8 protein-coding genes are annotated in these 9,009 nt (G+C 64.0%); 1 reads left to right on the forward strand and 7 read right to left on the reverse strand.

The features are described from left to right. The 5 genes from EN949_RS29095 to EN949_RS29115 form a co-directional block, all read right to left on the reverse strand. Positions 1-1,060 (reverse strand): FAD-binding oxidoreductase (locus EN949_RS29095; RefSeq protein WP_164782572.1); only part of this gene is annotated, 1,060 nt, incomplete at its 3' end. Next, positions 1,057-2,238, reverse strand: a complete 1,182-nt coding sequence (locus EN949_RS29100) for a pyridoxal phosphate-dependent aminotransferase (protein ID WP_013531134.1) — start codon at positions 2,236-2,238, stop codon at positions 1,057-1,059. The genes EN949_RS29095 and EN949_RS29100, both read right to left, overlap by 4 nt. Further along, positions 2,231-3,136 (reverse strand): homocysteine S-methyltransferase family protein, encoded by a 906-nt coding sequence (locus EN949_RS29105; RefSeq protein ID WP_013531135.1) that lies wholly within the window; start codon positions 3,134-3,136, stop codon positions 2,231-2,233. The genes EN949_RS29100 and EN949_RS29105 overlap by 8 nt, the downstream gene beginning before the upstream one ends. Beyond that, the gene (locus EN949_RS29110) at positions 3,133-5,586 is read right to left on the reverse strand and encodes an FAD-dependent oxidoreductase (protein ID WP_127371861.1); all 2,454 of its coding nucleotides are present in this window, start codon (positions 5,584-5,586) and stop codon (positions 3,133-3,135) included. Before EN949_RS29110 ends, EN949_RS29105 begins: the two co-directional genes overlap by 4 nt. A 20-nt stretch (positions 5,587-5,606) precedes the next feature. After that, positions 5,607-6,149: an XRE family transcriptional regulator gene (locus EN949_RS29115; protein ID WP_032807957.1), complete on the reverse strand. Its 543-nt coding sequence runs from the start codon at positions 6,147-6,149 to the stop codon at positions 5,607-5,609. A 225-nt stretch (positions 6,150-6,374) separates the two neighbouring features. Here EN949_RS29115 and EN949_RS29120 point away from each other — a divergent pair, with 225 nt between their 5' ends. Further along, positions 6,375-7,079, forward strand: a complete 705-nt coding sequence (locus tag EN949_RS29120; RefSeq protein ID WP_063170259.1) for a nitroreductase — start codon at positions 6,375-6,377, stop codon at positions 7,077-7,079. Between the two features lie 11 nt (positions 7,080-7,090). Here EN949_RS29120 and EN949_RS29125 read toward each other — a convergent pair whose 3' ends face one another. Beyond that, entirely contained in the window at positions 7,091-8,533 is a 1,443-nt protein-coding gene (locus tag EN949_RS29125; RefSeq protein ID WP_013531139.1) for an MFS transporter, read from the reverse strand. 173 nt (positions 8,534-8,706) lie between these two features. Next, positions 8,707-9,009: sarcosine oxidase subunit gamma family protein (locus EN949_RS29130; protein ID WP_281039796.1), on the reverse strand; the 303-nt coding region annotated here is incomplete at its 5' end.

Below are 9,009 nucleotides of genomic sequence, written 5' to 3' on the forward strand. Positions count from 1 at the left end.
AATTGTAGCCGGTCGCCATCCAGTAGCCGGACAGTTCCGGCGCCTCGCCGAGATAGTAGCGGTCGTCGGGCGTAAAACTCTCGGGACCATTGAAGAAGGTGTGGATGCCGGCGGTCGCCAGCATCGGCATGCGGTTGACGCCCATTTCGAGGATCGGCTCGAAATGCTCCATATCCTCCGGCAGTTGGTCGAAGCAGAAATCTTCACGGATGCCGTCCATGCCCCAGGGCTTTGCCACCGGCTCGAAAGCGCCCAGCATCATCTTGCCGGCGTCCTCCTTGTAGTAGGCACACTCGTCGGGCACACGCAGCACCGGCAGGCGGGTGAGGCCGGGGATCGGCTCGGTGACGAGGTAAAAATGCTCGCAGGCGTGCAGCGGGATGGTGACGCCGTTCTGCGCTCCCAGTTCGCGCGCCCACATGCCGGCGCAGTTGACGACGATGTCGGCCTCGATCGTGCCTTGCTCTTCGCCTTGTGTCCAGGACACGCCCGTGACGCGGCCGGCCTTGCTGTGGACCTTGGTGACCTTGACGTTCTCGACGATGGTCGCACCGCGCTGGCGCGCGCCCTTGGCCAGTGCCATGGCGATGTTGGCGGGGTCGCACTGGCCGTCGAGCGGCAGATGCACGGCGCCGACGACATCGGAAACATTGAGATGCGGGTACATCTCGCTGACTTCCCTGGGCGAAATCTCGCGCACGTCGACATCGAAGGCACGCGCCAGCGACGCTTGCCTGTAGATCTCGTGCTTGCGCTCCTCGGTCAGCGCCACGGTGATCGAACCGACCTGGCGCATGCCGGTGCCGACTTCGGTCTCTGCTTCCAGCTTGACGTAGAGGTCGGCGGAATATTTCGCCAGCCGCGTCATGTTCTGCGAACCGCGCAGCTGGCCGATCAGGCCGGCGGCATGCCATGTCGTGCCCGACGTCAGCTGCTTGCGTTCGAGAAGCACGATATCGGTCCAGCCGAGCTTGGCCAGGTGATAGGCGACCGAGCAGCCGGAAACGCCGCCGCCGATGATGACCGCTCTTGCTTTGGCGGGAACTGCCTTGGCGATCATGCTGCCTCGCAACGGTAGCTGGAAGCAAAGCGGCGCAGACGAAGTGCAGCTTCCTGCAGCACGGGTTCGGGCTGGCAGAGGCTGATGCGAATGTGGCCGGCGGCCGCCTCGCCGAAGCTGGAGCCGGGCATCACGCCAACCTTTTCCTTGTCGAGCAGGGCCCAGGCGAATTTCTCGTCGTCCGGCTCGACGGCCGAGATGTCGAGCATGACATACATGCCGCCCTCCGAACCGCGCACGGTGACATCGTTCATGCCCCGCACGGCGTCGAGCAAGACGGTGCGGCGTGCCGCGTAGCGTTCGGCGATCTCCTTGACGCCGTAACGGTTCTCCAGCGCCTCGGAACAAGCGATCGAGATGAAGGCCGGCAGGCCGTAGGTCGTCACCAGATTGAGATTGATCATGAGCGTGATCATCTGCTCCGGTCCCGTCAGCCAGCCCATGCGCCAACCGGTCATGCCGTGGCTCTTGGACATCGAATTGATGACCAGCGTGCGCTCGGCCATTCCTGGCAGCGAGCGCGGCGAGACGTGCTCGCCGCCGCCGAGCGTCCAGTAGACTTCGTCCGACAGCAGCCAGAGGTCGTGCTCCCGGCAGACTTCTGCCAACTGTTCCAGCCGCTCGCGCGAATAGACCGCACCGGTCGGATTGTTCGGCGTGTTGATCAGGATGGCGCGCGTGTTCGGCCGGATTGCCGCGCGGATCATGTCGGCTCGCGGCTGGAAGCCATCCTCGGCCGGTGTCTCGACGACGGTGAAATCAGCGCCAGCGGCGCTGAACGTGTTGGGATAGGTGGCATAATAGGGTGCCACGACGATGGCGTGATCGCCCTGGTCGAGCACGCCCTGCACGGCCGCGTAGAGTGCGGCCTGGCCGCCCGGCGTGGCGATCACCTGATCCGGCGATGTCTCGACGCCGGTGCAGGCGCTCGAGGCTGCGGCCATCGCCTTGCGCAGGCGCGGCAAGCCGGGAAGCGGGGTGTAGTGATGATTGCTGCCGCGAACCGCGGTCACACAGGCTTCAATGGTCTGCGAAGGCGTGTCGAAATCATGGTCGCCAACCGACAGCATGATGATGTCTTCGCCGGCCTCCTTGCGCGTCCAGGCGGCGAAATGGACTTCCCAGCCGTCCTTGCCCGAAGGCACGATGCCGGAAATGCGCGATGATGGTCTAGGCATGCAAAACTCCCGAAATTTCGTAGCCGGCCTGTTCGAGCCGGTCGCGCAGGGCGGCGATGTGCGGTGGTCCGACTTCGCAGCAGCCGCCAACGATGCTTGCGCCAGCCTCCACCCAGCCGATCGCCTGGTCTGCATAGGCATCCGGGCCAAGGTCGTGACGAGCGTGCAGCACATCGACGGTGCCGCCGTGCTTAAGTGCTTCGGTTGACGTGAAGCCATTGGCATATGCGCCGACCGGGCCGCCGAGGCCGATCAGTTCAGGCAAAGCCGCGGCGATTGCTTCCGGCCGGCAGCAATTGACCAGCCGCGCTGCGACTGCCAGGCCGTCGAGCGCGCTTGCCGCGGTGGCAATGGCTTCGCCGCTGCGCAGCCGCGGCTTGCCGTGGTCAGCCAGCGTCCACGATACCCATACCGGCTTGCCGCTTTCCGATGCAGCGGTCACCGCTGCGCGGGCTTCGTCCGCCGACGCCATGGTTTCACACAGGAACAGGTCGACGCCATCGGCCTGCTCGGCAACGATGCGGCGGTAAATCTCGAGCGTCTCCTCGAAGGAAATGGTCAGTGCCGGTGCATAGCTGCCGAAAAGCGGCGACAGGCAACCGGCGATGGCTGCATCGCCGGCCTCGTCGCGGGCCTGCCTGGCCAATTCGATGCCGCGCTTCTGCAATGGCTTGAATAGGTCTTCCGCACCTTCGCGCGCCAGGCGTTCGGGTGTCGCAGAATAGGTGTTGATGGTGATGACACGTGCGCCGGCACGGATGAATTCCGCGTGCAGGTCGCGCACCAGATCCGGTTCGTCGATCAGCACCCTGGCCGACCATAGCGGCGTCGGCTCGGATTGGCTGCGGCGGACCAGTTCCTGGCCCATGCCGCCATCGGTGAGGATGATTTTCTTCATGCGCGCAGCCTTTCGTTCTTCGGATCCCACAGCGGTTCATCCTTCTGCACGATTGCCTGAAAGCGGTCACCGAAGATTTCGACCTCGACTGATGTACCTGGTTTGGCCAGGTCGGCGCGCAGCATGCCGAGCGCGATCGACTTGTCGATGCGATGGCCCCAGCCGCCGGACGTCGTCTCGCCGACGATCTTGCCGTCATGCCAGAGTGTAGAAACTGGCGGAGCGTCGCAATCGCCGGGGTTTTCCACCACCAGCGTGACGAAGCGCTTCTTCACGCCTTGCTGCTTTTCGTTCAGCAGTGCCGCCTTGCCACGGAAGTCGGGCTTGTCCCATTTGACGAAGCGTTCGAGCCCGCCCTGCAGGATCGAATAGTCGGTCGACAGGTCGCCCTTCCAGGTGCGGTAGCCTTTCTCAAGCCGGAGCGAATCCAGCGCGTACATGCCGAAAGGCTTCAGCCCGTGCTGCTGGCCTGCGGCGCAGACGGCATCGAAGATGGCGGCGGTGTCGTCGATCCTGGTGTGGATTTCCCAGCCGAGTTCGCCGGCGAAGGAGACGCGCACCAGTTTGGCCCAGCGGCCGGCGATCTTCGTCTCCTGATGCGTCAGCCATGGCAGAGTGAGGTCGGCTTCGCAGACATCGGCGAGGATTTTTCGCGAGTTCGGGCCGGCCAGGATCTGGGTCGAGAATTCTTCGGTCCGGTCGATCAGCTTGAACGGTGCGTCCTTGGGCATGCGCGACTTCAGCCATTCGAAATCATGCCACTGCGCGACCGCCGCGGTGATCAGCGTCATCAGGTTCTCGTCGTGACGCACGACGGACATTTCGGTGACGATGCGGCCCTTGTCGTCGGCGAAATAGACGAGACCGATGCGGCCTGGCTTCGGCACCAGTCCGGTGACCTGCAGGCTCAGCCATTCGGCGGCACCTGGACCATCGAGATTGAAGCGCGAGAACCCAGGCAGGTCCAAAATGCCGGTAGCGTCACGCACGGCCAGGCATTCTTCGCGCACACGATGCTGCCATGGCCCGTCGCGGCGAAAGGTCAGCGTGGCTTCCTCGGAGATGTCATCGCCGTCCTGCGCGTACCAGGTGGCACGCTCCCAGCCATTATAGGCGTCGAAGCGGCCTCCGAGCGCCTTGATGCGATCGTGGATCGGCGACAGCTTGCGGTCGCGGCCCTCCGGCCAGGCATGGCGCGGGAACTGGATGGCGTATTCGTTGCCGTAGATCTCCATGCCCTTGGCGACGCAATAGTCCGGCGCCGCGGCATAGGAAGTGAAGCGGCGCGGGTCGCACGACCACATGTCCCATTCGGTCCGGCCCTCGGTCACCCATTCGGCCAGCACCTTGCCGGCGCCGCCACCCTGGGCAATGCCGAAGGTGAAGACGCAGGCCTCGAAGGCATTGGGAACGCCGGGCATCGGGCCGATCAGCGGATTGCCGTCCGGCGTATAGGGGATCGGCCCGTTGATCACCTTGGACAGGCCGGCCGTGCCAAGGATCGGCACGCGGGCGACGGCGTCGGCCAGATAATGTTCCAGCCGGTCGAGATCATCGGGGAACAGCTGGAAGGAAAAGTCCTCCGGCATCGGGTCATTGTGGCTGGCCCAATGCGCGCGGCAATTGCGCTCATAGGGGCCGAGATTCATGCCGTTCTTCTCCTGGCGCAGATAGTAGGAGGTGTCGACGTCGCGCAGCAGCGGCAGCTTCTTGCCTTGTTCCTTCGACCATGCCGCGAGTTCGGGGATCTCCTCGAACAGAATGTACTGATGGCTCATCACCATCATCGGCACGTCGCGGCCGAACATCCGGCCGACTTCGGCGGCGCGGTAGCCGGCGGCATTGACGACGATCTCGCAGCGGATCTCACCCTGTGCCGTCTCGACCACCCAGTCGTCGTTCTCGCGGCGCACGCCTGTGACCGGGCAGAAGCGGATGATCTTCGCGCCCATGTCGCGCGCACCCTTGGCCAGCGCCTGGGTGAGTTGCGCCGGATCGATGTCGCCGTCGCTCGGGTCGTAGAGCGCGCCTTTCAGCTCATGCGTCTCGATGAAGGGATAGCGACGCTGGATCTCGTCGACACCGACAATGTCTATGTCCATACCCTGGTAGAGGCCCATGCCCTTGGCGCGCTGGAATTCCTGCATGCGCTCGAGCGAGTGGGCAAGGCGAAGCGAGCCGGTGACGTGATAGTTCATGGGGTAGTCGACCGCGTCGGCCAGCCCGCGATAAAGCTCGGTCGAATAGCGCTGCATGTTCATCAGCGACCAGGACGAGGAGAAGGTCGGCACGTTGCCGGCGGCATGCCAGGTCGAGCCGGAGGTCAGCTCGTTCTTCTCGAGCAGCACGCAGTCGGTCCAGCCCGCCTTGGCGAGATGATAGAGCGCGGAGGTGCCGACGGCGCCGCCTCCGATGATCACCACGCGCGCCGTGCTCGGCAAACCCGCCATGTTCTTCTCCAAACTTGAACTCAATAGACGGGTGGTGAAACCACCCAGATGACAATTGCCGGCTCGGCACCCGGATTGCGCCAGCGGTAGGGCTTGCCTTCGAAGCGAAAGGAGTCGCCCTCGCCAAGCCGATGCCAGACACCTCCGATCTCGATGTCGAACAGTCCGGACGCGACGTATCCGGCTTCCTCGGTCGGCCGCTGCGCCTCGGCCTTCAGTTCCGCGCCCGGCGCGAAGACCGAACGCACCATCTCGAAGCTACCGCCGAGATCGGGCGACAGAAGCTCCTCCACCAGGCCGGATTCGCTTGTGCCAAGCGTGCGGCGCCTGCCGGCGCGCACGACCACGCCGCGCTCGCTTTCGACAGGTACGTCATGGCTGAAGAACAGGCTGATCGGCACGCCGAACAGTTCGGCGAAGGCTCTGAGGTCACCGAGCGACGGCGTCGACAGGCCACGCTCGACCTGGCTGACCCAGCCGACCGAACGGCCTAGCTTCAGGCCGATCTCGGCGAGCGTCAGCCCGCGCGCCTTGCGCAGGGCCCTGATGTCGCCGGCCAGCACGCGTTCGTCAGGTCCCTGCAATGTTCTTGCGGTAGTCGAAGGCAAAACGCTCTCTTTATGAAAAATCACCGACAAATTTCATGAGAAATCAAGCTCATGAAAAAATCAAGCAGATTTTCACGGATGCACAAGATTTGCTTGCGCGATTTTGACGGTTCATGCAAAGGCTCCGCCGAGAGCGGCGAGTGGGGACGTCCGATCGAGACAAAGGGTAAGGGACGGCCCATGCTGGAAAATAACCCCCGAATCGAGGGCGACGCCGAGATTGTCGACGAGGCGATCCTGTCGCGCCGTTCGGTGCGCGCATTCCTGCCCGACATGGTCGAAGACGACACCATCCGCGCCATTCTGGCGGTTGCGGCGCGCGCCCCATCCGGCACCAACATGCAGCCATGGAAGGTCTATGTCACCAAGGGCGAGAGCAAGCAGCGCATATCGGACGCCATTCTCAATTCCGGCATTCGCGCCGAAAAAGCCGATTGGGACGAGTACCGGTATTATCCCACGCAGTTCTTCGAGCCGTATCTGACGCGACGCCGCGCCAACGGTTTCGGCCTCTATGGCGCGCTCGGCATCGGTCGCCGCGAGGTCGACAAGATGCGCGCCCAGCACGACCGCAACTTCGTCTTCTTCGACGCGCCGGTCGGCATGATCTTCACCATCGATCGCCGCCTCAACCAGGGTTCATGGATCGATTACGGCATGTTCCTGCAGAACATCATGGTCGCAGCTAGAGGCAGGGGTCTGCACACCTGTCCGCAGGCGGCGTTCGCGCCCTATCACCGGCAGATCAGGCCGGTGCTCGACATTCCGGACGAGGAGATCGTCGTCTGCGGCATGGCGCTTGGTTATGAAGATACGTCAAAACCTGAAAACGCCTTCCGCACCGACCGCGTGCCGCTGCAAGAGTGGGTGACGTTCAGCGAATAAGCCAGCCGGCCTCATTCCGTGTTCATCTGTGCGCCGTGGCCGCTGACATGGGCGCCGTCCTGGGGTGTCAGCTTGAGATAGGCGAGCAGCGCGCAGAGCGTGATGATGCCCTCGATCACGAACAGGATGCGGAAATCGTCGGCGACGGCGGGGCCGCCGCCCGCCAGAAACGACAATGCCGCGGCGGCCAGGCCGACGCTGATCGCCACCGCCAGCTGCCATAATATGTAATAGAGCGCGCTGAAACGGGCGAGCTGCTCGGGCGCGATGTCGGAATAGGCGAGGTTGCCGGTCGAGGCCCATTGCGCGGAGCGGAAGACGCCGAAGACGAAGATGTAAGTGAGCACGATCCACACCGGCGTCGTCGCCTGCATCAGCGCGAAGCCGGCAACCAGGGCGGCGACGATGGGCGTGTTGTAGACCAGCACGCGGCGAAAGCCGAAACGGTTGAGGACACGCGGCATGAAGAACCGCATGGCCACCGAGCCGACCGCGGCTACGAAGGTCAGCGATCCCGCCTGCACCGCGCTCATGCCGAAGCCGAGCTGGAACATCAGCGGCAGCAGGAAGACGACCGAGCTAAGGCCGATCGTGTCCAGCCCGCCGCCGGTGAGGAACGAAATGCGGAAGGTACGGATGCGCAACAGCTTGAGATCGAGCAGCGGATTGCGCACGCGCAGGCAGTAGAACGAGGCGATGGTCAGGATGACGAGCGCCAGCGCCAGTTCGCCGGCGATGATGCCGCCCGCGGCGTCCTTGGCGGCAAGCGAATCCATGCCGAAGACCAGCAGGACCATGCCGCTGCCGACCAGCAGGAAGCCCGGAAAATCGAACGGCGTGCGCACGGGCTTGGTCATCGTCGGAAACAGCGAGGCGGCAAGAATTGCCGCCGCCAGCGCGAACGGCACGTTGATGAAGAAGATCCAGCGCCAGGAAATGTAGGTGGTCAGCGCACCGCCGACGAGCGGACCGACCAACGGTCCGGACTGGCCGGCCAGCGAGATGTACATGTTGATCTTGAGCGTTCGGCTGCGCGGAAAAGTCGACAGGATGACGACCTGGCCTAGTGTGCCCATCAAGGCGCCGCCGAAGCCTTGCAACGCACGCGCACCAACCAGCGTCCAGATGTTGTCGGACAGCCCGCAAAGCGCCGACGAGGCGGCGAACACCAGCAAGGCAAAGCAGTAGACGTTGCGCAGGCCGAAGCGGTCGGCGGCCCAGCCGCCAAGCGGCATCGAGATGATCAGGCTGGCGACATAGACGGTGATCAGCAGGCCGAGCTGGCTGGGCGGACGGCCGAGGCTTTCGCTGATGCCCGGCAGCGCGGTCACCACGACATTCTGGTCGAGGCTGGTCATGAACACGCCGCAGGCGACCGTCAGCGGCAGCAGGAGCAAGGCTCTGGCCGGCACATCGGCGCGATCCGTGGCGCCGGCGGATAGTTCTGCGGTCATGGAGATGTTCGAACCAAACGAATGTGCCGACTCTTGAAGAAGGGATTTCATATCCCTGGGCCGGTTGGGCGGCCGCATTTTCGCACCATGGGCGCCTGCGGCCTGAGTCTCTAGCGGCAGAAACGGCTGGCGTTGATGCCAGAAGCAGGAGCGATGCGACCTTTCGGCGCCGCCTATTGCACCTCGTAGCCGACTTCCTCGCTGGCGTGGCAGAGCGCCTTCCAGAACGAGCGTGCAAACGAGCGGAAGACATAGATGTCGAACTGGTCGGCGCCGGTGCGCTGGATCTGGGCGAAGACGTCGTGATGAGCGGTCGAGCGGCCGGCGCCATTGGGAAAGGCCGGCAGCGAAAAGTCGATGGCGAAGAATTTCGCCAGCACCCATTCGGCCTTCGGCCCGGCAATGCGGATGGCGGTGCGGCCGTGCGAGAGATCGGTCACCGTGCCGATGGCCGAGGTCACCACCTTGGCAAAGGC

Origin of the sequence: Mesorhizobium sp. M7A.F.Ca.US.007.01.2.1, from assembly GCF_003998165.1 — a bacterium.
Lineage (GTDB): Bacteria > Pseudomonadota > Alphaproteobacteria > Rhizobiales > Rhizobiaceae > Mesorhizobium > Mesorhizobium ciceri.

Coding starts and splice junctions, on each gene's coding strand:
- EN949_RS29100 (WP_013531134.1), bottom strand. CDS start 2,238: ATGCCTAGACCATCATCGCGCATTTCCGGCATCGTGCCTTCGGGCAAG.
- EN949_RS29105 (WP_013531135.1), bottom strand. CDS start 3,136: ATGAAGAAAATCATCCTCACCGATGGCGGCATGGGCCAGGAACTGGTC.
- EN949_RS29110 (WP_127371861.1), bottom strand. CDS start 5,586: ATGGCGGGTTTGCCGAGCACGGCGCGCGTGGTGATCATCGGAGGCGGC.
- EN949_RS29120 (WP_063170259.1), top strand. CDS start 6,375: ATGCTGGAAAATAACCCCCGAATCGAGGGCGACGCCGAGATTGTCGAC.
- EN949_RS29125 (WP_013531139.1), bottom strand. CDS start 8,533: ATGACCGCAGAACTATCCGCCGGCGCCACGGATCGCGCCGATGTGCCG.